The organism is Streptomyces sp. rh34 (assembly GCF_002551245.1).
Lineage (GTDB): Bacteria > Actinomycetota > Actinomycetes > Streptomycetales > Streptomycetaceae > Streptomyces.
On sequence record NZ_NTGZ01000008.1, the window covers coordinates 1 to 25,280 of the forward strand.

Genomic DNA, 25,280 nt, shown 5'->3' on the forward strand with positions numbered 1-25,280 from the left:
TGTATAAGAGACAGCCGCTGCGCCGGGACCTGCGCGAGGCGCTGCGCGGCGGCGACCCGGCCGTCGCGCCCGCCGCCACCGGCTTCTTCCTCGTCCTGGAGGGCGGCGACGGAGCGGGCAAGTCCACTCAGGTCGAGGCGCTCGCCGACTGGATCCGGTCCAAGGGCCACGAGGTCGTCGTGACCCGCGAGCCCGGGGCCACCCCCGTCGGCAAGCGGCTGCGGTCGATCCTGCTCGACGTGTCCTCCGCCGGTCTGTCCAACCGGGCCGAGGCCCTGCTGTACGCCGCCGACCGCGCCGAGCACGTCGACTCCGTCGTCCGCCCGGCGCTGGAGCGGGGCGCGATCGTCATCTCCGACCGCTACATCGACTCGTCCGTGGCCTACCAGGGCGCGGGCCGGGATCTGGCCCCGACCGAGATCGCCCGGATCTCGCGGTGGGCGACGAGCGGCCTCGTACCGCATCTGACGGTGCTGCTGGACGTCGACCCGGCGACAGCCCGGGAGCGGTTCACCGAGGCACCGGACCGGCTGGAGTCGGAACCGGTCGAGTTCCACGAGCGGGTGCGGTCCGGGTTCCTGACCCTGGCCGCCGCCGACCCGACGCGTTATCTGGTGGTGGACGCCGGCCAGGAGCCGGAGTCGATCACCACGGTCGTACGCCACCGGCTCGACCAGCTCCTGCCGCTCTCCGAGGCCGAGATCGAGGCCATCGAGGAGGCCCGCCGCCGGGCCATCGAGGAGGCCCGGCGCAAGGCGGAGGAAGAGGCCGCGCGCAAGGCCGAGGAGGAGCGCCTGGAGAAGGAGCGCCAGGAGCAGCTCGCCCGGCTGCGCGCCGAGGAGGAGGAGCGCAAGCAGCGCGAGCTGGAGGAGGCCCGCCGCCGCGAGGCCGAGCGCCAGGCGGAGGAGGCCCGGCAGCGAGCCGAGGAGGCCCGCCGCCGCGCCGAGGAGGACCGGCTCCGGCTGGAGGCCGAGGAGCGGGTCCGCGAGGCCGAGCAGGAACGTCTGCGCAAGCAGGCCGAGGAGGAGGCCCGGCTCCGCAAGGAGGCCGAGGCGCAGCGCCTGGAGAAGCAGCGCAAGGCCGAAGAGGCCCTGATGCGCGCCGAGGAGGCCCGCCGTCGGGCCGAGGCCGAGGCTGCCGCCCGTACGGAGGCGGCGCGGGCCGAGGCCGATCGGGCGGAGGCCCGGCGTGCGGAGGAGGCGCGGGCGTCCCGTGCCTCGCGTCCGGAGACCTCCTCGCCGTCGTCCTCGCGGTCGGAGGGCCCGACCGTTCCGGAGAACGAGCTCACGGTGCCCACGCCGATCGTGAACCCGAACGAGATCACGCAGCCGGTCCCGGCGGTCCGGCCGGGGGACGACCGTCCTTCCGGATCCGGTACGGGTACGGGCACGGGTGCACGTTCAGGATCCGCTCTCGGGGACGACGAGACGGCGATGCTGCCGCGCTTCTCGGACCAGCGGCCGGCGGACCAGCGGCCGGCGGACCGGCGGCAGGCCCGGGACGCGGACGAGACGGCCGTGCTGCCGCCGGTCTCCGCCGATCAGCCCTCCGACCGGGTGCCCCAGGGCTTCTTCCGGGACGAGAGCCCGGCGTCCTCGCCCGCGGAGAGCGAGAACGAGCGCACCCGGGAACTGCCGCAGGTCGAGGACCCGAACGCCGGAGAGACGCCCGACCGGCAGCAGGGCCGCCGCACGCGCCCCCGCCCCGACTGGGCGGAGGAGACCCCGCTGGACGATCTGCCGACCCTGGCGGACGAGCTGCTCGGGGGCCACGAGGACGACGGCCCCGCGGGCCGGGGACGTCGCCCGCGCGGCTGACGCCCCGCCCCACCGCCGATGGTGAAGTCCCGGCCCGTCCGTCCCTCCGGGGGCGGGCGGGCCGGACTGTCAGTGGCGTCCCCCACAATGGAGAGCGACGACGCACCGCGGTTCCGCGACACCGCACGACACCACCGGAAGGGCGGTGACCCATGACCGTATGGGACGACCTGGTCGGACAGATCCGCGTGCAGGAACAGCTCGCCGCCGCCGCCAAGGACGCCGATGCGCTGGTCACCGCGGTGTCCGACGGAAAGCCGCTGGACCAGGGCTCGAAGATGACGCACGCCTGGCTGTTCACCGGACCGCCCGGCTCCGGCCGGTCCACGGCGGCACGGGCCTTCGCCGCGGCGCTCCAGTGCACGAGCCCGGACCGGGCGCTCGGCGGCGTACCCGGCTGCGGGTTCTGCGACGGCTGCCACACCAGCCTGATCGGCACACACGCCGACGTCCAGGTCATCCGCACGGACCTGCTTTCCATCGGCGTGAAGGAGACCCGCGACCTGGTCCGGCGCGCCCAGCTCTCCCCGGCGGTCGGCCGGTGGCAGGTCATCGTGATGGAGGACGCCGACCGCCTCACCGAGGGCGCGGGCAACGTCCTGCTGAAGGCCGTCGAGGAGCCCGCGCCGCGCACGGTCTGGATGCTGTGCGCCCCCTCGCTCGAAGACGTCCTGCCCACGATCCGCTCCCGCTGCCGGCACCTCACCCTGAGCACCCCCCCGGTGGAGGCGGTGGCCGACGTCCTGATCCGCCGTGACGGCGTCGACCCCGAGCGGGCGCACTCCGCGGCCCGCGCCACCCAGGGGCACATCGGCCGGGCGCGCCGCCTCGCGACGGACGAGCGGGCGCGGGCTCGGCGGGCGGCGGTGCTGAAGGTCCCGCTGCGGGTCGCCGACGTCGGCGGCTGCCTGAAGGCGGCCCAGGAGCTGATCGACACGGCCACCGACGACGCCAAGCAGATGGCGGAGGAGGTCGACGTCAAGGAGACCGAGGACCTCAAGGCGGCGCTCGGCGGAGTGGCCGGGGGCCGGATGCCACGCGGGACGGCGGGCGCGATGAAGGAGCTGGAGGACAAGCAGAAGCGCCGCAAGACGCGTACGCAGCGCGACAGCCTCGATCTGGCGCTGACCGAGCTCACCGGGTTCTACCGCGATGTGCTGGCGCTCCAGCTCGGCTCCCGGATCGCCATCGCCAACGTCGACGTGCAGGACTCCCTCGACCGGATCGCGGAGTCCTCGACGCCCGCGCAGACCCTGCGCAGGATCGAGTCGGTGATTGCCTGCAGGGAGGCGATGGACCGCAATGTGGCGCCGCTGCTCGCGGTGGAGGCGATGACGATGGCGCTGCGGGCGGGCTGAGGGGTCCCGACGCGGGTCCCTGTTCACCCGAATGAGCAGGGAATCGGACGACTCGTCACCCGGCGGATACGCTCCCTGAATGGATACCAGGCGGCTGCTCCGCACCTTCGCCATCGGGATCGGCACTGCCGGCCTCCTCATCTCCGGCTGCAGTGGCAGCGGCTCCTCGCCGAGCGCCTCGGCCACCGGCACGGCGGCTCGCGAGGGGCTGTCGTCGTACTACGCGCAGAAGCTGAGCTGGCGCGACTGCGGGGTGGAGGGGTTCGAGTGCACGACGATGAAGGCGCCGAAGGACTACGACCAGCCGGATGACGGCGACATCGAACTCGCGGTCTCCCGCAAGAAGGCCACCGGGCCGGGCAAGCGGATCGGTTCCCTCCTGGTGAATCCGGGCGGCCCCGGCGGCTCCGCGATCGGCTATCTCCAGGGGTACGCGGCACTCGGCTATCCGGCCCAGGTGAGGGCCCGCTACGACATGGTGGCGATCGACCCGCGCGGCGTGGCCCGCAGCGAACCCGTCGAGTGCCTCACGGGACCGGAGATGGACGCCTACACCCAGGTCGACCAGACGCCCGACGACCAGGCGGAGGTCCGGAAACTGAGCGCGTCCTTCGAAAAGTTCGCGGCGGGCTGCGAGAAGCGGTCCGGCGAGATCCTCCCGTACGTCTCCACCGTCGACACGGCCCGCGACATGGACGTCCTGCGGGCCCTGCTCGGCGACGAGAAGCTGAGTTACGTCGGTGCGTCGTACGGGACCTTCCTGGGCGCCACCTACGCGGACCTCTTCCCGGAGCGGGCCGGCCGCCTCGTCCTGGACGGTGCGATGGACCCCTCCTTGAAGGCCATCGACATGAACCGCGACCAGACGGCGGGCTTCGAGGGGGCCTTCCAGTCCTTCGCCGCCGACTGCGTCGAGCAGCCGGACTGCCCGCTCGGCACCACGTCCACCGCCGACGCGGCGACCGCGCTGAAGCAGCTCTTCAAGGACCTGGACGCGAAGCCGGTCCCGACCGGCGACGACCGTGAGCTGGGCGAGTCCCTGGCCACCACCGGGGTGATCGCCGCCATGTACGACGAGGCTGCCTGGCCGCAGCTCCGCGAGGCGCTGACGGGCGCGCAGCGGAGCGACGGCTCCGGCCTCCTGTCCCTGGCCGACAGCTACTACGAGCGCGAGCCGAACGGGAAGTACGCGAACCTGATGTTCGCCAACGCCGCCGTGAACTGCCTCGACCTGCCGCCCGCCTTCGACGGCCCCGACGCGGTCGAGAAGGCGGTCCCGGACTTCGAGAAGGCCTCCCCGGTCTTCGGTCGAGGCTTCGCCTGGGCCTCCCTGAACTGCGCCCACTGGCCGACCGAGGCCACGGGCACCCCGCACCGCACCGAGGCGAAGGGCGCCGACCCGATCGTGGTCGTCGGCACCACCCGCGACCCGGCCACCCCGTACCAGTGGTCCCGGTCCCTCGCCGAGCAGCTCTCCTCCGGCACCCTGCTCACCTACGAGGGCGACGGCCACACCGCGTACGGCCGGGGCAGCGACTGCGTCGACACGGCGATCAACACGTACCTCCTGGAGGGCACCCCGCCCACCGACGGCAAGAAGTGCACCTGACCCCCTGCCCCTCTGACCTGCCCTGACCAGCGCAAACGCCTCCGGGGGCGCCGTGTACGGAGCACCCCCGGAAACTGTGTAGACTTGGCCCCGCTGCTGATCGCACCATGGTGTGACAGGGCGCGCCGCCTTAGCTCAGTTGGCCAGAGCAACGCACTCGTAATGCGTAGGTCTCGGGTTCGAATCCCGAAGGCGGCTCCATGGTGAACCCCAGGTCAGGACTTTGACCTGGGGTTTCCTCTTTAGGCTGCCCTTGGAATTCCGCCGGATCGGCACTCGCGGTCTGTGCATCGCATGTAGGGTCCAGCGGATAAGGGACCGTCACTCCAAGATCGTGGAATCCGATGCGTCGGTAGAAGGTCATGGCGCGGGTGATTGTCCTCGTGTACTCCGAGGGTGAGCCGGCCGCATTCGGTGTGCCGTCGTGCGAAGTCGGTTGCTGCCTCCACCAGTGCCCGTGCCGGGCCGTCCTGCCCGCGGTGAGCCGGAGTGACGTAGACCGGATGAAGGTGTGCGGTGTCGGGAACATGCTCAGGGGGCGCGGCCCCGGCGGCGTCAAGGGCGTCTTGCGGGCACGGTGTCCTTCGCTGACAGTGTGTTGCCGGACCAGCAGAGCCGGTAGAGGTCAACGTCGCCCAACAGGTCGCGGCCGGAACGGTAGTACTCGCAACGGGCGCCGGGCGGCCGGGATGTGGAACGTGCGTGGTCGGGTGGATAGGGGTAGGCGCGGGCCGGCAGCAGAGGCGCGAGCTCGGCGCGCGGCCGGCCCACGGACAGCTCGTCGAAGTGGGAGGGCGGGAGCACGCTCGTCGTGAGTTGCCAGGCCAGGTAGACGGCGGATGGCACGAAGAAGAGGGCTGCGACAACGGGTGCGACGACGGCGACGGCGGAGCGGCGACAAGCCTCGCCTCGTACGGAGGCGAGCCGTTTGGCGGACTCCGGTGGAACCGGACCCGGGGCTGTGTTCGGGCCCGGGTTGAGGGCGGCATCGGACGGCGACGCGGGTTCTTGGGTCCGGTCCGGCCTTCCGGGCACCGTCATCGGTCCCGGCATCCCGGTGCGGGCGGTTGCCTGGTGCGGGAGAACGGCGGAGACATGAAACCTGCCTTCGTCGGGCTCGGTCCGCAAGGAGCCGCCGAGGACGGCCACACGCTCGTGAAGTCCTATGAGCCCCCGGCCGACGCCACTTGCTGGGCCGACGCTCGCGTGCGCCGAGCCGCCGGCCGACGGGACTGCGTTCATGACGCTCACGCGGGTACGGTCGGACTCGTGGGTGATCCGCACGCTGATGGGACAGTCCGGCGCGTGTTTCATCGCGTTGGTGAGGGCCTCCTGAACAACCCGGTACATCCCACGCTTGATCAGGGGCGGCAGGGGAGGCGACGCCCCGCGCCGCTCCCAGCGCACCGGTACTCCAGAGGCGACCGCCCGCGAGAGGAGGTTCTCGACGGTGTCGTTGACCGGCAGGCCAGCACCTGTGTTCCTGCCAGGCGGGTCTTGCAGGACTGCGACGGTGTCCCTCATCTGTTCCACCGCGTCCGCGATCGTCCCGCGGAGGTCGACGAGGTCGGCGCGGTCGCGGTCGGTGAGGTCGGGCGAGAGTTCCAGTGCCCCGGCGCGTAGGGCGACCAGGCTCAGGGCGTGGCCGAGGGAGTCGTGCATGTCGGCCGCGATCTCGGCGCGTTCGGTCAGGCGCGCCCGTTCTGCGACCAGGTGCTGCCGCTCTTCCAGGCTGTGGGCCAGCTGCCAGCCCCCTCGCACGAGTTGACGCCGGCCTCGCCAGTGCCGTCCCGTTAGCCAGGGAAACAGCAGAGCTGCGGGCAGGACGGACATCGCGTAGAACCACCACACAGGTTGCGCACGCAGCACGGCGCAGGTCGCGAGATTGACGGCAGCGCACCCGGCGAGCACAAGGAGCGGGCGCCGTGCCGCGGCTACCCGGGAGCCGAGCAGACAGCTCAGCGCGGCCAGCGACAGGACATGGGCGTTGCCTGGTGTCGCGGGGTCGGCCAGGCCCACTACACACAGTCCGTTGACGAGCACGACGGCGGCTGCCGGGCGGTGGCGGGACCAGGGTACGGCCACGGCCAGGACGGCCAGAGGGAGGAACAGGTCCATAGCCCAGGAAGCTGTGGTCGCGTCATGGAACCCGTATCCGGTGGTGGCCGCGAGCGCGGCCCACAGAGCCGCGTCGGCAGCGCGCGCGGACCTGGCTGAGGCTGTACGAGCGTGCAGCATGGTGTGTTGGCCGCCCTTCCGCTGATTTCCCCCACCCGTCGGGGTCGATTCTGTGGGACGCGCCCGTACACCCGGCCAGGGGGATGTGCTCGGTACATCGCAGGGAGGTTCCGCCGTAGTTCAGGCGTCCCGCCGTCGCAGCACGAGGAGACCGGCCACCTGAGCGGCGCCGGCCCACACCAGCAGGATCAGCAGACTCACGGCGTCCGGGAACGGAGCCTTCCCGTCGCCCAGCATGAAATATCCACCCACGGTCTGCGGCATGTACTCGTTGATGGCCAGCAGCACCGGACCCCCCAGTCCGACCAGCATGCTGGGCAGCGCGGAAAGCACGAAGAAGATCACGGCCACGGCGCCGGCTGCCGTCCGCAGAGCGAACGACACTCCCACCGTCAGTACGCAGATCAGGGCGGAGTACACGCCCATGGCTACGGCTTGGTACGCCACCTTCGGCAGCTCGAATTCGGCGTGTCCCTGAAAGGGGCCCCAGGCCAGGGCGATGCCCAGCACAGCCCACACCGTCGCGGCGACGAGGCCCACCAGGGCGCTCAGCAGCGACTTGGCCAGCTGCACCCGGGCCCTGACCGGCACCCACAGCAGCGAGGTGCGCACGCTGCTTGTGGAGTACTCGCTCGTCACCATCGTCATGGCCAGAATTACCAGGGCGAACTGGGTAAGGATGACCGAGGACACTGAGGCGTTGCCCACCGGCTGGACCGGCTTGTCGTTGATCCGGGCGATCGACCCGTAGTAGAACGTGAAGACCGAGGTCACGACGAGGCCGGCCAGCAGGCAGACGTACGGCGTGCGAAGGGTCCACAGTTTCGTCCACTCCGAGGTGAAGGCACCGACGAAGCCACCGCCGGTGGGGCCGGAGGCCACCCGGCCACCGCGGTCGTCGCTCACGCCGGTCGATACTGCGCTCATGCTCCCGCTCCCTGCGTCTGCCCGGTGGGAGAACCGTTGAGCGTCGACGCGCCCGTTTCGTACTCCACGCTCTGCGCGGTGAGTTCCATGTAGACCTGTTCCAGCGAGGCGGCGACGGTCCGCAGTTCGTGCAGCCGCAGCCCCAGCCCGTGGGCCAGGTCGCCCACCTTCTCGGCACTGCGGCCCTTCACGACGAGCTCGTCGGCGGCGGGCGACTCCACACTCACGTCGCCGTCCTTCAGAAGATGGCTGATCAGTGTGGGCAGGTCTGCCACGTCGGGGGTGCGCACCCGTACTGACGACAGCGAGCTGCTGGCCAGCAACTCGGCCATCGGCGTGTCGGCCAAGAGCTTGCCCCGTCCGATGATGACCAGTTGGTCGGCGGTCAACTGCATTTCGCTCATCAGATGACTGGAGAGGAAGACCGTCCGGCCCTCGGCTGCCAGGGAGCGCACGAGCTCGCGCACCCAGCGGACACCGTCGGGGTCGAGGCCGTTGACGGGCTCGTCGAAGATGAGTACCTGCGGGTCACCGAGCAGCGCGCCCGCCACGCCCAGCCGCTGGTACATGCCGAGGGAGAACGCCCCGGCGGAGCGCCTCGCCACCTTTGCCAGGCCGACCATCTCCAGCACCTCGTCCACCCGGCTCACTGGAATGCCGTTGCTGCGCGCCTGCGCCACCAGGTGGTTGCGTGCGGAGCGAGCCGGGTGCAGCGCCTTGGCGTCCAGGAGCGCCCCGACCTCGCGGATCGGGTGGCGCATGGAGGAGTACGGCCTTCCACCGATGAGCGCTTCGCCCTCGGAGGGGTGGTCCAAGCCGAGGATCATGCGCATCGTGGTTGACTTCCCGGCGCCGTTGGGGCCGAGGAAGCCGGTCACCACACCACCCTTGACGTCCAGTGTCAGACCGTCCACGGCGACGGTCTCGCCGTAACGCTTGGTCAGTTCTCGAAGGGTGATCACAGAGCTCCTCGGTGCCGGTCGCGGAACACGGAAGTCGGCGGCGCCGCCCCACGACCGGCACGTGGTGCTCGGTTGCGAAGCGGGAACTGCCTCGATTCCTGTACGAGAGCGACGCTAGAAGTCCGTGGACCCGCCGCCCATCGGCCGAACGGCAGCGGCGTCCTGCCGTTCGTCAGGGGTGCACTCCTCTCACGGGCTGATCGGCGAAACCAACCGTTGGTACGGTGGCGGCTCGGCCTTAGGCTCGCCGGGTGGAAGAGACGACACCGGACTGTCGCCCGGTCCGGGTGCTGATAGCCGACGACGAAGCGATGGTCCGGGCGGGAGTGCGGGCCATCCTCGTCAGGGATCCGCACGTCGAGGTGGTCGCCGAGGCGAGCGACGGGCACGAGGCCATCGCGCTCACCCGCGGGCACCGGCCGGACGTGGTGCTGATGGACATCCAGATGCCTGGCCTGGACGGGCTGACAGCAGCGGCGAGGCTCCACCGGGAAGCAGCGACGGTGGGAGTGATCATGCTGACCACCTTCGGTCAGGACGAGTACGTCACGCGCGCCTTGGAGGAGGGTGCCGATGGCTTCCTGCTGAAGGCGGACGATCCGAGGGAACTACTCAACGGGGTACGGGCGGTGGGAGCCGGCGGGGCCTACCTGTCTCCGCGGGTCGCCGGCCGGATCATCGCAGGGATGCGCGCGCACCGAGCGGCACACCCCCACCGCTCACTGGCTCGGCTCACCGAACGTGAGCGCGAGGTTCTGGCCGGACTCGGGACGGGCCTGTCGAACGCGGAGATCGCGAGCCGACTGCATCTCGTCGAGGGCACGGTGAAGGCCCACGTCAGCGCGGTACTCGCGAAACTGGGCGTCCGCAACCGGGTGGAGGCGGCCATCGCCGCGTACGAGGCCGGCCTGGTCCCACCCAGGCGTCACTGACCAGGCTCAGCGTCCCCTGCACAGTCACCCTTCCTGGCGGCTACCGCGACTACCGCGGCTACTTGCGAGCACCATCTACGTCAGCGGACTGTCACTTTCAGTTGCATTAAGTCGCGCTCCGGGGGACAGCCGGTGGATCCCGAGTGCCCCCGCCCGCCTCGGTCGGCGCCGGGATCGTTGGCCGCGTACTACCAGTCCAGCACCACAAGGGGTGAGCCCCCGAAGGCCGGGAGTGCCTTCGGGGGCTCACCCCTTGCTGCGATGTGTGACTAGCGCGCCGAGTGGCCGAACTCCTCGCCGCCGGAGGGAATTCCGTCCTGGCCCGGCTGGTACGTGGTCACGGTGCCGTGCGTGCCGCCCGGGATGATGTGGCCCAGGGGCAGGGCGTACAGCGAGCCGGTGGAGACGGGGCCGTAGGGCAGACCGGCGTACAGGTGCCGCTCGGTGAGGTGGATGCTCCTGCCCAGTTCGGCGCCCGCGCTCGGGGGGCCGGGGATGCCGTCGCCGTCGCCGGCCTCGATCCACAGGTCGTTGGCGCCGGCCGCACCCATCAGGGAGAAGGTGTGGATGGCACCGGCGTCCGCGACGCCGGCAAGGTCCTCGCCGGGGGCGCCGACCGCGATCTTCAGCGTGTCGGCGGAGCCGACCGCCCGGGGAGCGGTGTTGACCGCGCTCAGGGACGTGCCCATCGCGTCGCCGGTCTCGATCGTGCCGGCGCGGTCGTCGTCGCCGGTGCCCTGGTTGAGGCTCCGCAGGTAGTCCCAGGTGCCGTTGGCGTTGAAGTGCACGAGCATGACGTTGCCCGCGCCGGCCTTCTGCGTCACGCTGCCGTCGACGGCCAGGGCCTCACCGGGGGCGCCGATCGCGAGGATCGAGTCGGTGGCGGTGGCCGCGCCGGACGGGCGGTAGGCGACGAGCGCGAGGGACGCGCCGACCTCGTCACCGGCTTCGGCGCCGCCGCCGATCTTCTCGTTGTCCTGGTCGATACCGGTCACCACGGTGGGGATGCCGTCGGCGTCCAGCTTGTGGCTGAAGACGGCCAGGTTGCCGGCGTCGGCGTCGGTGCCGATGGCCTCGCCCGGGGCGCCGACGGCGATGTAGTTGGCGTCACCCGTGACGGCGGTGCCGAAGGCGTCACCGGCCTCGGCCTCGCCCGGCACGTTCGACTTGTCCTGGTGGAGCGCGGCGCTGGTGTCACCGTGCACGTAGAACGCCGCACCGGCCCTGGAGAGCGAGCCGATGGCCTCGCCGGGCACGCCGATCAGGATCCACGGCTTGCCCGCGGCGGTGGTGCCCGCGGCCAGCGATGCGCCCATACGGTCGCCCGCCTCGGAACCCGATCCGGCGATGGCGCCGGTGCCCATGTTCTGCTCCAGGTGTCGGGCGGCCGGTCCGCTGCCCAGTCCGTTCCTGCTACCGAACAGGATGTCGACGAAGCCCGCGTCGACCGTGTCGCCGGTGTTCTCCTCGGGCGATCCGACGACGAGGTCGGTGTAGCCGTCCTCGTCGTAGTCGATGGTGGCCAGCGTCGCACCGAAGTGGTCCCCGCCCTCGGCGGCGCCGGGCACCCAGGAGAGGTCCTGGTCGATCTTGGCGATGCCCTTGCCGTCGCCGTAGACGACGGTGACGTCGCCGGCGCTGGTGTGGGTGTCCACGGTGGCCTGCGGGTCGCCGATGGCTGTGTCCTCGACGCCGTCACCGTTGAAGTCGGTGATACGGGGAGCGCCCACCGTCGAGTTCACCCAGGAGCCCAGGTCGTCCACGCGGGTGATCACACCGGCCGTGGAGGTTTGCGTCTCGACGGTGCCGAAGCAACCGCCCTGCATGGACCTGCTGCTCAGGCCGACGAGCTTGCCGGAGTTGAGGACCGGTCCGCCGGTGTCGCCGGCGCAGGCGGCCGTGCCGTCCTTGCCGGTCACGTTCGCGGAGGTGGCCGCGGCAGAGTCGACGGTGTAGCTGCCGGTGTGCAGCTTCAGCGGCGACCATTCGGTGCTCGTACGGCCGTATCCGGCGAAGGACAGCGTCTGGCCCGCGGCCGGGGCCGTGGTGCCGATCGCGACCGGCGTTACGTTGGTGACCGGCCGGTTCAGGCGTGCGAGCACCACCTCGCGGTCGGCGCCCGGCACCAGCTCGACGACGGTGCGGGCAGCGCCCCTCGTGCCGGTCAGATCCGACCGGCCGATGACGGCGGTGGTCTTCTTCGCCGGGACGCCGGCGGGGACCGCGAACGAGGTGGCCGGGTCGTCGGCGAAGCAACTGGCCGCCGTGAGCAGCCATTCGGTGTCCACGAGGGCCGCGGAGCAGCCGCGGTCGTACGCGCCGATGATGATCTGCGCGGTGGCCGCGTAGGTGGTGTCCGTGTCGGCGACCGGGGTCCCGCCCGCGACGGCGGATGCGGGCGCCGCGGACAGCGCGAGCGAGCCGGCGGCCAGGACGGCACCGAGCGCGGCGAGGCGGGGGCCTCTGATGGATGACATGAAGTGCATTTCCTTTGCAGGCGTCAGCCCGTGAAGCGGATGTCGACAAGAAATTCTGTGAGCCCTTGAAAGAAGCGGATTCCACCGAGAATCAAGGGCTCTGAGAACCACATATGCGTGAGCGTGGTCCGCTCGTCAGCCAGTGACGCGGATCTCGACGAGAACCGAGCGCTGCCCGTTGTTCAGGTCACCTTCGCCGACGCTTTCGAATCCGTCCTTGGGTACGTCGACCGTCAGAGTTTCCCCATTGGCGGTGAGGTCGGCGCTGATGGGGTGTTCACCGGTCTCCAGGGCGAAGACGCGAGGGAGTTCAAGGGTGAGGAATCCGGTTTTGGCGGTGGCCTGGAAACAGTATTGGCCGTCCCTGCCGACGGAGTCATCCTTCACGGTCATCACCTTGATCTGCTCGGCTGTCTGGCCGCAGTCGACGAGGATGATGTGCCCGTCACCACGCTTCAATGTGATGCCCTTTTCCGCGAGGACTCTGTCGGCGCCCGGATAGTTGAAGTCCTCGACGGCAACTGGCATCTCGTCTGCCGCGGCTCGTGGGTCAGCCGTGGTGCTTGCGAATGCGAACGTCGATGCCGCTGCGACCGCAGCGGAAACGATTCCTGTAACAAAAAGAACGCGCGTGCGGGATATCATCGAAAATCCTCCAGGGATTCATGGAGTAATCCATGTGGATGTGAGGGTCGGATGCCGAGTGCCACCGAACCTGTGGCGGTGCGCAGAGGTTTATCTCCGTACTCCGGCTTGAGTGCCGGATTCCCCCTCGTCGGCGGCAGCCGTACGATAGCAAGCTCCCATCGAGGAACCAACTACTCAACGAAGCGCGCTCTTCGTATGCTCGCGAGGTTGGAAATCAACTACCGGCAAAGCAAGTTGCTGATGGAAGAAATGGTTGTGTGTCACTTGAGACATAAAGTCAACCCGCTTTTTGGAGTACTCCAACAAAGCGGATCCGCATACCGGGTGAAACGGTCACTCGTGGCGGCGCGCGCTATATGCCTTTCCGTGCTGATTGCCCTTCTTGTAAGTCTCCTCGGGGGTACCGCAGTCGCGGTGGATGATCCCTCGCTGGACGACCAGCTGCTGAGCGGCCAGGCCGGCAGCCCCACGCCGTTGACCGAGCGAGCCCTGGTCGTGGACCTGTGGAAGACCGGCGGTGCCGGCATGAAGGCCGCGGCCGAGGCGGCCCTGACCGGTACTGACGCGGATGTCCAGAAACTTTTGGCCACAGCCCGCGAGATCGGGATCCAGGACAACCGCGTCACCGCGGCCCAGATAGCCACCATCGGTGGCAGCGAGGTCCTGGACGCGGCACGCGCGGCTCTCGCCGGTACTCCCGAAGAGCTTGAGCATTTCCTGGCGGCCGGCTGGGAAACTCCGCTTGAGCAGGACCAACGGGTCCTGGTCGCACAGGTGATGTCGGTGGGCGGCCCCAATGTCCAGGAGGCCGGGCGCAAGGCGCTGGACGGTACTCCCGAGGATGTGCAGGCTTTCCTGGCAAAGGATCAGTACACCTGGCGCCAGGAGGACAACCGCGTCCGGACGGTGCAGATCATCGGTGCCGGCGGTACCAACGTGAGGGCCGCCGGGCGGCTCGCGCTCGACGGCACTGCGGAGGATATTCAGGAGTTTCTTGACGTAGGCCAGTATGTGGCTCGCTCGCGGGACCAGGAGCGTTCCACCATTGAGCAGTTGGCGGCCCAGGCCAAAGAGGCCGGAAGGTTGGCGGCCAAGGAGACGTCCGTCGCCAAGGAACAGTCGGCCAAGGCAGTGAAGGCCGCCGAACTGGCCAAGGAGGCGTCGGAGAAGGCGGCGCGGGAGGCCGCGCTCGCGCAGCAGGACTCGGCGGATGCCGCTGCCGCCGCAGGCCGTGCCGCCAAGGCGGCCAAGCAGGCGGCGGCCGCAGCCCAGCGGGCCATTTCGTCGGCAAACGCGGCGAACAAGGCTGCCAAGATCGCGGCGAGCGCCGCATCTCAGGCGGCGGCCGCCGCCGCCGGCGCGGCGCGAGCCTCTGCCAACGCCCGCAACGCCGCAGCTGCCGCGGCCACCGACCGGAACCAGGCGTCCGCCGCGCGCGTGGCCGCAGACGACGCGCGCAAGGCTGCCGACGGCGCCGAGGTCGCGGCCGACGCCGCGGACGAGGCCTTCAAGGCCGCCGATGCGGCAGGAAATGCCGCAGTCGCTGCCCTGAGCGCAGGTGCCAACGCCAATCTCGCGGCGGATGCGGCTGTCACGGCCAGCAACTACGCGGACCAGTCGAGCGCGCAGGCCGCCGAAGCGCGCCGTGCCGCTGCTACCGCTAAGCGCCACGCGCGTGAGGCCAACCGGGCCGCGAACGCGGCGGCGCAGCTCGCTCGAAAGGCAGCGGCCGCAGCGGCTCAGGCTCGCGACGAGGCACGCTCCGCCGCAGCGCATGCGAAGGCGTCCGCAACAGCAGCTGATGCGGCGGCCGACCATGCAGGCGAGGCCGCGGAAGCGGCCGATCGGGCGACCAAGCACGCCAACGCCGCCACCGAAGCCGCCAACAACGCCAGCAAGGCGGTTGCCAAGGCGAAGGAGATCTACACGCTGGCCCGTGAGGTCGAGGCAGAGGAACTGCGCGGCCGTACCAACGCGGGCATCGAGCAGGCCCGGGACACCAAGCAGGACGAAGACCTTCGCAAGGACGAGCTTGCCCGGCATGTACAGGCTGCCAAGGACCGGGACACAGAGGCCGCCCGACTGGCAGCCGCAGCGTCCCAGCCGGGCGCGGACGAGGCGCAACTCGTCAAGGACGGCCGCAATCTGGCCATGCTCGCCGCCAAGGACGGTCAGTCCTGGAGCCGTGCCGCTGCGGAGGTGGCACTGGCCAGCAATAACGAATTCGTCATCGACTACCTCAAAACGGGGTGGAAGGCGGCGCGTGAGCAGGACGAGCGAGCGCAGGTGGAGCGACTCGCCGAGGACAGCATCAGCAAGTCGGTGCGGGACGCCGCCGAGACCGCGCTGACGGGTGACGCCGCCGACGTCGGCGCCTTCCTGACGACAGGTCAGTACGGGGCCGGCGCACAGGATTTCCGGGTGGAGATTGCCCGGGTGGCGTCCCAGGCGGGCCCTGTCCTCAAGGAAAAGGCACAGCAGGCCTTGGCGGCGGGCACTCCGGCCGCGTACCGGGAGTTCCTGCTCACCGGCCAGCATGCGGCGCGCACCGAGGATGAACGCGTCACCGCCGCTCAGTTGGCGGACGCCGCAACCAGCGGTCCCGAACTGAAGTCGGCCGCGCGGATCGCGCTGGAGGGTTCACCCACGGCGCTGCACGCCTTCGTTGCCCGCGGACAGTTCATGGCGCAGCGCAAGGACATGCTCCAAGCCACCCACCTCGCTCAGGTCCAGCAGTTGATCGCGGAGGCATCCGGGATCGCCGCCAAGGCTCACGAGGATGCGAACGAGGCCCAGAAGGCCGCAGCCCTTGCCCGTGACGCGGCGGAAGACGCAGCGGGCTACGCGCAGGCGGCTCAGGAGTCCGCGGCCAAGGCCAAGGGATACGCCGATGAGGCCGCGCAGCACGCCAAGGACGCGGAGGCGTCGGCGGCCCGGGCCGCCGAGTCGGCACGCACCGCGCGCTCCGCGGCGAACAGCGCCAACCAGGACGCGAAGGCCGCTGCGGCGTCCGCCGCCACCGCGACTGTTTCCGCGGAGTCGGCACAGGCCTCCGCGTCGCTTGCCTGGTCCGCGGCGAATGAGGCTCGTGCGTCAGCCATTGCTGCCGGTAAGGATGCCGATGCCGCACTCGCGGCGGCCAAGGACGCTTTCTCGGTGGCGATCAAGAAGATCAAGGCCGAGGAGGAGGAGCGTCGCAAGGCTGCCGTCGCGGAGAAGGAGAAGAACGAAGCGGGGGCGCAGGCGCGCGAGATGTATCGCTGCGGCTACGTCGGCTGCGACTTGAGCAGTACGAATCACCCGCGCTGGTGCCAGCACAACTGGGTGAAGTGCGAAATCCAGGCCATGATGCTCCAGTTCGGCTCGGCCATGCAGGAGGCGCACGACGTCGCATCGATCTTCGTCGACCTCGATGCGATGGAGCGGTGCGCGGACGATCCGGGCATCGGTAACTGCTGGCAGTTCCTGGGAGACGTCACCGTCAAGTCGAAATGGCGGTGGGTGGAGAAGTCCTACGGCGCCCTGCGGAAGCTGTTCAAGGTCGACCGGATCTGTAGAGCGGCGCAGGTGGTCGGGTTCTCCACCAGTCGTGCGACGACAGCGGCAGCGGCATCGTCGAGGAAGCTGGCGTGCGGTGAGTTCATCGGGCGTTATGACGGCGACGGAATGATCATTGCCGATGCCAGGGACGGAGTCCTCAACATCGCGGTGGAGCGCAACAAGAGCACCACGAAGGGCTACCAGATGTTCGACGACATGATGGCGCACTACGGTGCCGATTCCATCGATGTGATCGAGTCGAAGTGGAACCGCGGCATGCCGACGAACCTGAACAAGTTCAACGAGATGCTGAGGGCGGGCAAGAGCCTGGAAGAGGCCGCTGCGGCCACCTTCACCGGTAAGAATTCCGCCAGGTACGGCTTTGGCAAGATGGTACCGGTCACGCTGGAGGGCACGCCTGGTAACTACACCAATGTGGTCCTCCGCTTCACCCGCTGACCGGCCAAGGAAGACGAGAGGAAGAGCAGTGGACAAGCCGATCGAAGACCTTCGGGAAATGGCGGCGGAAGGCGCAGGGGTCATCGCCATGATCGAGTCCCTCCGGGGCGCCGAGGACTTCACCCTCACCCCACTGCGCCTGCTTCTGGCCCTGGAGGAGGCCTTCGGAATTCCCTGGACAGAGGCCCGGGACCTCCTCGTTTCACTCGACCCGGACCTGCACCCGGTCGGTCCTGCGGAGGACGTCGAAAGGCGCTTCGTCGCGCTGCTCGAGCGCCGCGCCTGACACGGGACCGGTACGGGCGGGATGCCTCCCGCCCGTACCGGTCTTTCTGAGCCCGTGGTTTCAGGGTGATCTCCGCGAGGTCACTTCTCCAGGCCGTTGCCCCAGACCCACGCGGCGATGCCGACCCGGTTGCGGACGCCCAGTTTGCGCTGGACGTTGGCGACATGCGTCTTGGCCGTACCGGCCGAGATGAACAACTCGGCTCCGATCTCCGCGTTGGTCATCCCCTTGGCGACCAGGCGGGCGATCTCCGTTTCCCTGGGCGTCAGCGCGTCCCTCGGCTGCGTGGCCCTGGGTCTGCCGGCGTCCCGGTGGTGCCGCAGCAGGCTGACGGTGAGGGAGGGGCTGATCAGCGTGTCGCCCGCCATCGCGGCGCGGACCGCCTCGACCAGAAGGGCCGGTCCCGAGCGCTTCAGCAGGAAGCCGCAGGCGCCGTTGCGCAGTGCGGTGTGGACGTACTCGTCGAGTCCGAACGTCGTCACCACCACCACGCGCATCGGGTTCCCGGCGTCCGGGCCGGCGAGCCGCCTGGTGACCTCCAGGCCGTCCAGGCGCGGCATGCGGATGTCGGCGAGCACCACGTCCGGGCACAGCTTCGTGGCGAGTTCGACGGCCTGCAGACCGTCGGACGCCTCGCCGATCACCTCCATGTCGGGCTGGGAATCCAGGATGAGGCGGAATCCGATGCGTACGGATTCCTGGTCGTCGGCGAGGAGTACGCGAACTGTCACGGTCGGCACGGTAGTTCGGCCCCGCCCCGTTCAGCCACCGGAAGCCCGTCACGGGCGGCGGGCGGCGCCCCGGGGCCGGTGGGTCCCTCTGGGCCCTGGCCTTCCCCGACCGTGCTCCGGCCGGGATCCGCATGAAGCGCCGGCACCCGGGGCTCCTATCCTTGGCGGGCGCGCACGGCTCCGGCCGGGCGCGAACGACCGCAGGGGACAAGGCCATCGGGGGATCAGGTCAGCATGGGCGAGGGCGCGGGCAAGGACAGCGGGCGTTACACGGCGATGGAGGGCATACGTCCCCTCGCGGCCGGTGACCCGGCCCGGATCGGGCCGTACCCCCTGCTCGGCCGGCTCGGTGCGGGCGGGATGGGCCGGGTGTATCTGGCCCGTTCGGCGGGCGGGCGCACCGTGGCGGTGAAGGTCGTGCACGAGGAGCACATCGCGAACGGGGAGTTCCGGGCCCGCTTCCGGCGGGAGATCGAGTCGGCCCGCCGGGTCGGCGGGCGCTACACCGCCCCCGTGCTCGACGCCGACGCGGATGCCGAGCCGCCGTGGGTGGCCACCGGCTATGTGCCCGGCCCCTCGCTCGAACAGGCCGTCCGGGAGCACGGTCCGCTGCCCGCCGAGTCGGTGCACGCCCTGGCCGAAGGGCTGTTGCGGGCGCTGCGCGGCATCCATGCCGCAGGGATCGTTCACCGGGACCTGAAGCCGTCCAACGTCCTGCTCACCGTCGACGGCCCCCGCGTCATCGACTTCGGCATCGCCCGTGCGCTCCAGGTCTCCGTGGAGTCCCTGCTGACCAGTACCGGCATGGTCATCGGCTCGCCCGGCTTCATGGCGCCCGAGCAGATCCTCGGTGAGAAGACCGGGCCCGGCGCGGACGTCTTCTCCCTCGGCTGTGTACTGATGTTCGCGGCCACCGGACGCCTGCCGTTCGGGGCCGGTGTGAGCAACCAGCACGCGGTGATGTTCCGGATCGTCCAGTCCCCGCCGGACCTCGCCGCGGTGACGGACGCCCCCTTGCGCGAGCTGATCGAACGCTGCCTGACCAAGAGCGCCGCCGAACGGCCGGAAGTGGGCGCGCTGTTGGAGGGACTGGCGTCCTCCCCGTCCTCGGCCGCGCTGCACGGTGCCTGGCTGCCCCCGGTGCTCCTGGCCCGGCTGGCGCAGCAGTCGGCGCTGCTGCTCGACGCGGAGGTGCCGGAGGCCGCGGGGACGAGCGAGGCTGTGGAGGCCGGGAAAGCCGGGAAAGCCGGGAGAGCCGGGGGCGCCGGTGAGGCCGTGGAGGTCGGGGAGGGGCCGGACGGCCTGGACGTACGGGGTGACGTAAAGGCCGCAGACGTACCGGAGGCCGTGGATGTGCCAGAGGCCGCGGATGCGCCGGATGCCGCGGACGTGCCGGGGGCCGCAGACGTACCGGAAGCCGCAGACATACCGGGGGGCGCGGAGTCCCCGGCCGCTCCCGCTCCCGTTCCCGCTTCTCGGGACCTCGGCACGGTCGATCTGCGGCCTGCTCCGGCGAAGGGCCACGAGCCGGGCCCGACGGCCGACCCGACGCCTGCTCTCCGGCCCGGCCCGGCCGGAGACCGGGCTCCGGAGCGCCGTCGGCGAACGTGGATCATCGCGGCCGTCGTCGTCGCCGTGCTGGCGGCGGGCGGCACGACGGCCTTCCTCAGCCGCGACCCGGGCGGCGCCACCGACGCCCGGGGCGGAGAGCCCGCCGCGCCGCCCGCCGCCAGTGACGCCCCCTCCGGTCCCGCGGCCTCGCCCTCCGGGAAGGGCGACGAGGCGGACGACGAGGACGGAGCGAAGGACGGCGCGAAGGAGGACGGCGCGAAGGAGGACGGTGGGGTGGGGAAAGGGAAGGGCCAGGGCGACGCGGACGGCGGGCAGGGAGTCGGCGGCGACGGCTCCGCTTCCGGTGGGGGGTCGTCCGGGGACGAGGGAGCGGCGGCCTCCGGCGGAGACGGTGCGCAGGGCGGGGCCGGTTCGTCGGGGTCGGGCGGCTCCGGGGGCGCCGCGAAACCGCCCGCCCCGGACCCGGACCCCGCGGCCCCGGACGGCCGGGTGCCGCAGCACTTCGTCGGTACGTGGACCATCGCCTCCCAGTACGACGCCCTCCAGCCCCACACCGTGGTCGTCCGGCGGGTGTCGCCGGGGCAGAGCGCGGTCACCCTCATCGCCGACGTACAGGGCTCCGGGCACTGCGAGTACACCGCGAAGCTGACGTCCGTGGCGGACGGCGGACAGCGGATCAACGTCGGTACCGCCGTGGTGGACAAGGCCCGCTCCACCGGAATGTGCCGCGACACCGACCCCTCGTTCTTCGCCGTCGCGGGGTCCGGCATCCAGCACGACGTCGGTCCCGCCCATGGCAACGGCTACCGCTACAACCGCGCCTGAGCGGCTCCGGTCAGTCCGGCGCCTCGCCCGGGTACGCGCTCTCGAACGCCGCGTGGAACAGGGCCGTGACGTCCTGCCCGGTGAGGCCTTCGGCGCGGGCCCGGTCCAGCCAGTCGGCGAGGGCGGAGCGCAGCGGTGAGCCGGGGCCGGACTGGGGCTGCGCCAGGGAGCGGGTGATGAACGTGCCCGCTCCCTGGCGCACCTCGGCGAGACCCATGCGTTCCAGTTCGCGGTAGGCCTTCAGGGTCGTGTTCGGGTTGACCTTGGTGGTCGCGGCGACCTGGGCGGCGGTCGGCAGCCGGTCACCCTCCTCCAGCGCCCCCATGCGCAGCGCCTGCTCGACCTGCCGGACGATCTGGAGATAGGTCGCCACTCCACTGCGCCGGTCGATGCGGAACACGACCACGGTCTTCACCTTCCGCTCGATGACGACATTTTATGTAGGAGGAGCGGATGGTGCTCACAGCGGGCGGCGGGTGACCCGCCACAGGGTGAAGGCCGTGAGGAGGGCCGTTCCGGCGAGCAGGAGGCCTGCCGCGGTCCACTGCATCGTCGCCATCTGGCTGTAGTCGAGGTACTCGATCACGTCGTTGACGATGCCGTGTTCCTTGATGCACGCGTTCTGCGCCTTCTCGGTCGCCTCGGCGCAGATGCCCCAGTTGTACAGCGTCCCGTCGGCGCTGCCGACCCAGCGGTCCAGCTCGTACGCCTCGGCGTAGCGGGCCGGGAGTTCGGTGTCCATCGGGTAGGTGAAGAGGTGCGAGTCGCCGAGGCGTACGCGGATCTCGTCCCAGACGAACATGGTGGTGATCGCCGTGAAGAGGAACGTGACCACCATGGCCGGGAGCACCCGGCGGATCAGGACGCCGATGGTGATGCCCGCGGCGGTGAGGAAGAGGAGGAACGCGGGCAGGACGGGCCCGGTGTTGTCGAAGATCACGCCGTCGATCCACTCGCTGAGGAAGACCGAGCGGTACGGCTTCCACCACCAGGTGAACAGCGCCGAGAGCACCACGCCGGAGACCAGCGCGAGGGTGTAGGCCAGGCCCAGTTTGGCGATCAGCCACTGGCGGCGGGTCGCCGACTGGGTGGTGACGAGCTGCGCGGTGCCGTTCTCCTGGTCGCCCGCGATCAGCGGGGCGCCGATGAAGACGGCGAGGATCAGGGGGAGGCCGCCGAGGATGGAGGTGATGTAGTTGTAGCCGCGGTTGTTCTCCAGTGGCTGGCCCGCGTCCTTCTCCGGCCAGCCCTTCGCGTCGAGCAGCTGGACCAGCTCGTTGCGCTCGTACACGATCCAGATCGCCGTCAGCAGCGTGAGGCCGATGACGCAGGTCAGCGCGATCCGGTGCTGGCGTACGACGAGCCACGGCATTCCGCGCAACAGGCGGCGTCCGGAGCCGGGTTCGGCGGGCTTCTCGGTGAGGGTGGTGCTCATGCGGCCTGGGTCCCTTCGGCCTCGACGCGGGCGCCCTGGGTGTAGAGCGAGGGTGCGTCCGGGGAGCGGAGATGGGCGAGGAGGACTTCCTCCAGGGAGGGTTCGGCGCTCTCCCAGTCGGCCGGCAGCGGAGCCTTCGGCCGGATCATCGCCTGGAACTGCCGCCCCTGGAGGCGGGTTTCGACGACGGTGTGGTCGGCCAGCTCGGCCGGCAGCGAGCCGTCCCGGGTCACCCCGGTGACCAGCGCGTGGGCCGGGACCAGCGCGTCGGCGTCACCGGCCATCCGGATCCGGCCCTCGGAGACCACCAGCAGGTAGTCGCACATGTCCTCCAGCTCGGTCAGCATGTGCGAGGACATCACCACCGTGGTGCCGCGCTCGACGGCCTCCGCCATCAGCAGCGTGCTCATCTCGTCGCGGGCCAGCGGGTCGAGGTCCGACATCGGCTCGTCCAGGAGCAGCAGGTCCGGCCGCTTGCCGAAGGCGAGCGCGAAGGCCACGCGGGTGCGCTGGCCGCCGGAGAGCGTGCCGATCCTCGCGTGCAGCGGGACGTTGCCCGAGCGGACGATGCGCGTCGCCGCCGCCGCGTCCCAGCCGGGATTCAGCTCGGCGCCCATGCGCAGCGTGTCGGCCACGGTGAACCGCTTGAACAGCGGCTTCTCCTGGCCGAGGAACGCGAACGCGGGCATCACGGCGGGGTCGTCGACCGGTACGCCGAAGATCCGCAGTTCGCCGGTCGTCGGCTGCACCTGCCGGGTCGCCAGGTTGAGCAGGGTGCTCTTGCCCGCGCCGTTCGGGCCGACCAGACCGCAGATGCGGCCGGCCGGGATCCGGAAGGAGCAGTCGCGCAGCGCCCAGCCGCGCCGGTAGTGCTTGCCCAGGCCGCGGGCTTCCAGTGCCCAGCTGCCGGACGTCGCGTTCAACGTGCCCGTGTCCGCCATGCGCCTCACCTCAATTCCATTAGTCAATTAATGGAATCATGGAGTTGTGGGGGAGTGACTGTCAAGCCGGTCAGGCCGGTGGGCCGTGGTGCGCGGGGCGGGGCCGGAGGAGGGGCGACGGCCCGCAACGCTCGTGATCAACCCCGTCCAGGGCATAGGCTCGCCCCATGGGCAGCCACTCCGCACATCTGCCGCACCCGACCACCCCGGCCGGCCGGGAAGGGCTCGACGCCGTTCTCGCCCGGCCCGACCGCGCGGTCGTGGCCCTCGACTTCGACGGCACGCTCGCCGACATCGTCCCGGACCCCGAGCAGGCCCGCGCCCACCCCGGCACGGTGACCGCGCTCGCCGCGCTCGCGCCGAAGGTCGCCGCCATCGCCGTGATCACCGGCCGCCCGGCGGGCGTCGCGGTGCGCTACGGAGGCTTCGCGGGCGTCCCCGGCCTGGAGCACCTCGTCGTGCTCGGGCACTACGGCGCCGAACGCTGGGACGCCGTCACCGGCACCGTGAACACCCCCGCCCCGCACCCGGGCGTGGCCGCAGCACGGGCCGAACTCCCCGGCGTACTGCACGCGTTCGATGCCTGGCACGGCACCTGGATCGAGGAGAAGGGGCAGGCCGTCGCCGTCCACACCCGGCGCGCCCAGGACCCGCAGGCCTCCTTCGAGACGCTGCGCGGGCCCCTCGGCGAGCTGGCGGCGAAGCACGGGCTGATCGTCGAACCGGGCCGCCTGGTCCTGGAGTTGCGCCCGCCCGGCATGGACAAGGGAGTCGCGCTCGCCACGTTCGTCACGGAGCTGGACGCCGAGTCCGTCATCTACGCGGGCGACGACCTCGGGGACCTCGCCGCGTTCGCCGCGGTGGAGAAGCTGCGGTCCGAGGGCCCGGACGGCATCCCCGGCCTCCTGGTGTGCAGCGGCAGCACCGAGGTGCCCGAACTGGCCGAGCGCGCGGACCTGTCGGTGCCGGGACCGGCCGCGGTGGTGGACTTCCTGGCGGCCCTGGCCGAGCGGTTGTAGCGGGACGGCCGGCGCGCCGGGCCGCGCGGCCCGGCGCGCGAGCCCTCACCCCTGGCGCAGCGCCTCCAGCTGGTCCAGGAACCACTGCTGGGGCGGCAGCGCCGTCGCCGCCTCGGCCAGCCGCTTCGTGCGGCCGGACCGCTCGTCCGCGCTCATCGTCAGCGCCTCGTGCAGCGCCTCCGCCGTGCCCGTCACGTCGTACGGGTTCACCACGATCGCGTCCGCGCCCAGTTCCTCGTACGCCCCCGCCTCCCGCGACAGCACCAGCGCGCAGCCGTGGTCGGAGACGACGGGGACCTCCTTGGCGACCAGGTTCATGCCGTCGCGGATCGGGTTGACCAGAGCCACGTCCGCCAGCCGGTACGCGGCCAGCGAGCGGGCGAAGTCGTCCTTGACGTGGAGGACGACCGGCGTCCAACTCTCGGTGCCGTACGCCCCGTTGATCTCCGTGGCCAGGGTCTGCACCGCCGCCGTGTAGTCCCGGTAGACCGCGAGGTCCTGCCGGGAGGGGTAGGCGAAGGCGATGTGCACGACGCGCTCGCGCCACTCGGGGTGGGCGTCGAGCAGGGCCCGGTACGCGTGCAGGCCGCGCACGATGTTCTTGGACAGCTCGGTGCGGTCCACCCGGACGATGGTCTTCCGGCCCTCGCCCACCTGCTCGCGCAGCACCGCCATCCGCTCGTCCACGTCCGCCTCGTGCGAGCGCCGGCGCAGGAAGTCCGCGTCGGCCCCGAGGCCGTGCACCCCGATCCTGGTCCGGCCCGTCCCGCCCAGGATCTCCGTGCAGCAGCCGATGAACGCGTCCGCCCAGCGCCGGGTCAGGAACGCGGCCCGGTCCGCGCCGAGGACGCCGCGCAGCAACTGCTCCGCGATGTCGTCGGGCAGCAGCCGGAAGTAGTCGACGGGCGCCCACGGGGTGTGCGAGAAGTGGCCGATCCTGAGGTCCGGGCGCAGCTCACGGAGCATGCCGGGGACCAGAGCCAGGTGGTAGTCCTGGACGAGGACCGACGCCCCGGGGCCCGCCTCCTCGGCGAGCGCCCGGGCGAAGGCCCGGTTGTACGTCTCGTACGAGGCCCACTGACGGCGGAACTCCGCGTCGAAGACCGGCTCGACGGGCGTCTGGTAGAGCAGGTGGTGGACGAACCACAGCACCGAGTTGGCGATGCCGTTGTACGCGTCGGCGTGCACCTCCGCGTCGATGTCGAGCATCCGCACGCCCGCCTCGCCGACCCCGCGCCGCACCGCCTCGCGGTCCCCGTCGCCGAGGGCCGCGCAGACCCACAGCTTGTCGTCGACGGCGCTCAGCCCGGAGACCAGTCCGCCGCCGCCGCGCTTGGCGTCGAGCGTCCCGTCCTCGCCGAGCGTGTACGAGACGGGGCCGCGGTTGGACGCGACGAGGACCTGGGCGGTGGAGGCGGCGGCTGCGGGTTCGGGTTCGGCGTGCTCGGAGACCATGTAGCGGAACCTAGCCCGTTCGGGAAGCCCCCAAACGCCTCCCGGTCCT

At 70.9% G+C, this 25,280-nt stretch carries 19 protein-coding genes and 1 tRNA gene; 9 read left to right on the top strand and 11 right to left on the bottom strand.

Annotated features, from left to right (window positions below):
• The 4 genes from tmk to CR470_RS03515 form a co-directional block, all read left to right on the top strand.
• On the top strand, positions 1-1,817 hold a 1,817-nt coding region (gene tmk / locus CR470_RS03500), incomplete at its 5' end, for a dTMP kinase (protein ID WP_107489440.1).
• A gap of 152 nt (positions 1,818-1,969) precedes the next feature.
• The gene (locus CR470_RS03505) at positions 1,970-3,175 is read left to right on the top strand and encodes a DNA polymerase III subunit delta' (RefSeq protein ID WP_097866106.1); all 1,206 of its coding nucleotides are present in this window, start codon (positions 1,970-1,972) and stop codon (positions 3,173-3,175) included.
• A gap of 79 nt (positions 3,176-3,254) precedes the next feature.
• Complete coding sequence (locus CR470_RS03510; RefSeq protein WP_097866107.1) at positions 3,255-4,784, top strand: alpha/beta hydrolase; 1,530 nt, start codon at positions 3,255-3,257, stop codon at positions 4,782-4,784.
• Between the two features lie 124 nt (positions 4,785-4,908).
• Positions 4,909-4,985: transfer RNA gene (locus CR470_RS03515), tRNA-Thr, on the top strand.
• 41 nt (positions 4,986-5,026) lie between these two features.
• Here the strand turns inward: CR470_RS03515 and CR470_RS41245 are convergent.
• The 4 genes from CR470_RS41245 to CR470_RS03535 form a co-directional block, all read right to left on the bottom strand.
• Positions 5,027-5,413, bottom strand: coding sequence for a GNAT family N-acetyltransferase (locus tag CR470_RS41245; protein WP_097866108.1), 387 nt, complete (start codon positions 5,411-5,413; stop codon positions 5,027-5,029).
• Positions 5,340-7,022: a sensor histidine kinase gene (locus CR470_RS03525; RefSeq protein WP_097866109.1), complete on the bottom strand. Its 1,683-nt coding sequence runs from the start codon at positions 7,020-7,022 to the stop codon at positions 5,340-5,342. The genes CR470_RS41245 and CR470_RS03525 overlap by 74 nt, the downstream gene beginning before the upstream one ends.
• 120 nt (positions 7,023-7,142) lie before the next feature.
• Positions 7,143-7,949: an ABC transporter permease gene (locus tag CR470_RS03530; protein WP_097866110.1), complete on the bottom strand. Its 807-nt coding sequence runs from the start codon at positions 7,947-7,949 to the stop codon at positions 7,143-7,145.
• Positions 7,946-8,911, bottom strand: coding sequence for an ATP-binding cassette domain-containing protein (locus CR470_RS03535; RefSeq protein ID WP_097866111.1), 966 nt, complete (start codon positions 8,909-8,911; stop codon positions 7,946-7,948). The genes CR470_RS03530 and CR470_RS03535 overlap by 4 nt, the downstream gene beginning before the upstream one ends.
• A gap of 287 nt (positions 8,912-9,198) precedes the next feature.
• Between CR470_RS03535 and CR470_RS03540 the strand changes: the two genes are divergently transcribed.
• Positions 9,199-9,843, top strand: coding sequence for a response regulator (locus CR470_RS03540; protein WP_097866112.1), 645 nt, complete (start codon positions 9,199-9,201; stop codon positions 9,841-9,843).
• Between the two features lie 269 nt (positions 9,844-10,112).
• Here CR470_RS03540 and CR470_RS03545 read toward each other — a convergent pair whose 3' ends face one another.
• Together CR470_RS03545 and CR470_RS03550 are read right to left on the bottom strand one after the other, a co-directional pair.
• Positions 10,113-12,320 carry a trypsin-like serine protease gene (locus CR470_RS03545; protein WP_097866154.1) on the bottom strand — a complete coding sequence of 736 codons (2,208 nt, stop codon included), beginning with the start codon at positions 12,318-12,320 and terminating at the stop codon, positions 10,113-10,115.
• A gap of 135 nt (positions 12,321-12,455) precedes the next feature.
• Positions 12,456-12,965: a hypothetical protein gene (locus CR470_RS03550; protein ID WP_257138394.1), complete on the bottom strand. Its 510-nt coding sequence runs from the start codon at positions 12,963-12,965 to the stop codon at positions 12,456-12,458.
• A gap of 210 nt (positions 12,966-13,175) precedes the next feature.
• Here CR470_RS03550 and CR470_RS03555 point away from each other — a divergent pair, with 210 nt between their 5' ends.
• Entirely contained in the window at positions 13,176-16,967 is a 3,792-nt protein-coding gene (locus CR470_RS03555) for an ALF repeat-containing protein (RefSeq protein WP_257138395.1), read from the top strand.
• A 28-nt stretch (positions 16,968-16,995) separates the two neighbouring features.
• Positions 16,996-17,253 (top strand): hypothetical protein, encoded by a 258-nt coding sequence (locus tag CR470_RS03560; RefSeq protein ID WP_097866113.1) that lies wholly within the window; start codon positions 16,996-16,998, stop codon positions 17,251-17,253.
• An 80-nt stretch (positions 17,254-17,333) separates the two neighbouring features.
• On the opposite strand, the gene CR470_RS03565 is transcribed toward CR470_RS03560, so the two are convergent.
• A complete protein-coding gene (locus CR470_RS03565; RefSeq protein ID WP_097866157.1) occupies positions 17,334-17,984 on the bottom strand; it encodes a response regulator in 651 nt (216 codons plus the stop codon).
• A gap of 234 nt (positions 17,985-18,218) precedes the next feature.
• Here CR470_RS03565 and CR470_RS03570 point away from each other — a divergent pair, with 234 nt between their 5' ends.
• Positions 18,219-20,381: a serine/threonine-protein kinase gene (locus CR470_RS03570; protein WP_097866114.1), complete on the top strand. Its 2,163-nt coding sequence runs from the start codon at positions 18,219-18,221 to the stop codon at positions 20,379-20,381.
• Positions 20,382-20,391: 10 nt separating this feature from the next.
• Here the strand turns inward: CR470_RS03570 and CR470_RS03575 are convergent, their stop codons facing one another.
• The 3 genes from CR470_RS03575 to CR470_RS03585 are packed head-to-tail and all read right to left on the bottom strand — an operon-like array spanning position 20,392 to position 22,757.
• Positions 20,392-20,796 carry a GntR family transcriptional regulator gene (locus CR470_RS03575; RefSeq protein ID WP_097866115.1) on the bottom strand — a complete coding sequence of 135 codons (405 nt, stop codon included), beginning with the start codon at positions 20,794-20,796 and terminating at the stop codon, positions 20,392-20,394.
• Positions 20,797-20,841: 45 nt separating this feature from the next.
• Complete coding sequence (locus CR470_RS03580; RefSeq protein WP_097866116.1) at positions 20,842-21,816, bottom strand: ABC transporter permease; 975 nt, start codon at positions 21,814-21,816, stop codon at positions 20,842-20,844.
• Positions 21,813-22,757 (bottom strand): ABC transporter ATP-binding protein, encoded by a 945-nt coding sequence (locus CR470_RS03585; RefSeq protein ID WP_097866117.1) that lies wholly within the window; start codon positions 22,755-22,757, stop codon positions 21,813-21,815. The genes CR470_RS03580 and CR470_RS03585 overlap by 4 nt, the downstream gene beginning before the upstream one ends.
• Before the next feature lie 167 nt (positions 22,758-22,924).
• Between CR470_RS03585 and otsB the strand changes: the two genes are divergently transcribed.
• Positions 22,925-23,776, top strand: a complete 852-nt coding sequence (otsB, locus tag CR470_RS03590) for a trehalose-phosphatase (protein WP_097866118.1) — start codon at positions 22,925-22,927, stop codon at positions 23,774-23,776.
• Between the two features lie 45 nt (positions 23,777-23,821).
• Here the strand turns inward: otsB and CR470_RS03595 are convergent, their stop codons facing one another.
• Positions 23,822-25,231, bottom strand: coding sequence for an alpha,alpha-trehalose-phosphate synthase (UDP-forming) (locus CR470_RS03595; protein WP_097866119.1), 1,410 nt, complete (start codon positions 25,229-25,231; stop codon positions 23,822-23,824).
• Positions 25,232-25,280 lie beyond the last annotated feature (49 nt).

Coding starts and splice junctions, on each gene's coding strand:
- CR470_RS03505 (WP_097866106.1), top strand. CDS start 1,970: ATGACCGTATGGGACGACCTGGTCGGACAGATCCGCGTGCAGGAACAG.
- CR470_RS03510 (WP_097866107.1), top strand. CDS start 3,255: ATGGATACCAGGCGGCTGCTCCGCACCTTCGCCATCGGGATCGGCACT.
- CR470_RS03525 (WP_097866109.1), bottom strand. CDS start 7,022: ATGCTGCACGCTCGTACAGCCTCAGCCAGGTCCGCGCGCGCTGCCGAC.
- CR470_RS03530 (WP_097866110.1), bottom strand. CDS start 7,949: ATGAGCGCAGTATCGACCGGCGTGAGCGACGACCGCGGTGGCCGGGTG.
- CR470_RS03545 (WP_097866154.1), bottom strand. CDS start 12,320: ATGTCATCCATCAGAGGCCCCCGCCTCGCCGCGCTCGGTGCCGTCCTG.
- CR470_RS03550 (WP_257138394.1), bottom strand. CDS start 12,965: ATGATATCCCGCACGCGCGTTCTTTTTGTTACAGGAATCGTTTCCGCT.
- CR470_RS03570 (WP_097866114.1), top strand. CDS start 18,219: ATGGGCGAGGGCGCGGGCAAGGACAGCGGGCGTTACACGGCGATGGAG.
- CR470_RS03580 (WP_097866116.1), bottom strand. CDS start 21,816: ATGAGCACCACCCTCACCGAGAAGCCCGCCGAACCCGGCTCCGGACGC.
- CR470_RS03585 (WP_097866117.1), bottom strand. CDS start 22,757: ATGGCGGACACGGGCACGTTGAACGCGACGTCCGGCAGCTGGGCACTG.
- otsB (WP_097866118.1), top strand. CDS start 22,925: ATGGGCAGCCACTCCGCACATCTGCCGCACCCGACCACCCCGGCCGGC.
- CR470_RS03595 (WP_097866119.1), bottom strand. CDS start 25,231: ATGGTCTCCGAGCACGCCGAACCCGAACCCGCAGCCGCCGCCTCCACC.